1 protein-coding gene is annotated in these 429 nt (G+C 63.9%); it reads left to right on the forward strand.

Annotated features, from left to right (window positions below; translation table 11 throughout):
• Positions 1-429, forward strand: a 429-nt coding sequence (nth, locus tag AACY52_RS31765) for an endonuclease III (protein WP_339561620.1), incomplete at both ends; no start/stop codon positions are given.

A 429-nucleotide genomic window follows, 5' to 3' on the forward strand; every position in this document is an offset into this window, starting at 1 on the left:
CCATCCGGAAACCGAGCTGGAGGCCGGCAACCCTTTCCAGTTGGTCGTCGCGGTCGCGCTGTCGGCACAGGCGACCGATATCGGCGTCAACAAGGCCACCAGGCGGCTGTTCGAACAGGTGAAGACGCCCGCGCAAATGGTTGCGCTTGGCGAGGACGGGCTGAAGGAGCACATCAAGACGATCGGCCTGTTCAACACCAAGGCCAAGAATGTGATCGCCTTGTCGCAGCGCCTGATCGACGTTTATGGCGGCGAGGTTCCGGCCGATCGCGACGCGCTCGAAACCCTGCCCGGTGTCGGGCGCAAGACCGCCAATGTCGTGATGAACGTCGCCTTCGGGGCCGAGACGTTCGCGGTCGACACACATATCTTCCGCGTCGGAAACCGTACCGGTCTGGCGCGCGGCAAAACGCCGCTGGCGGTCGAACT

It is taken from the genome of Pseudomonas sp. EA_65y_Pfl1_P113 (assembly GCF_963970525.1).
GTDB lineage: Bacteria > Pseudomonadota > Gammaproteobacteria > Pseudomonadales > Pseudomonadaceae > Aquipseudomonas > Aquipseudomonas tritici.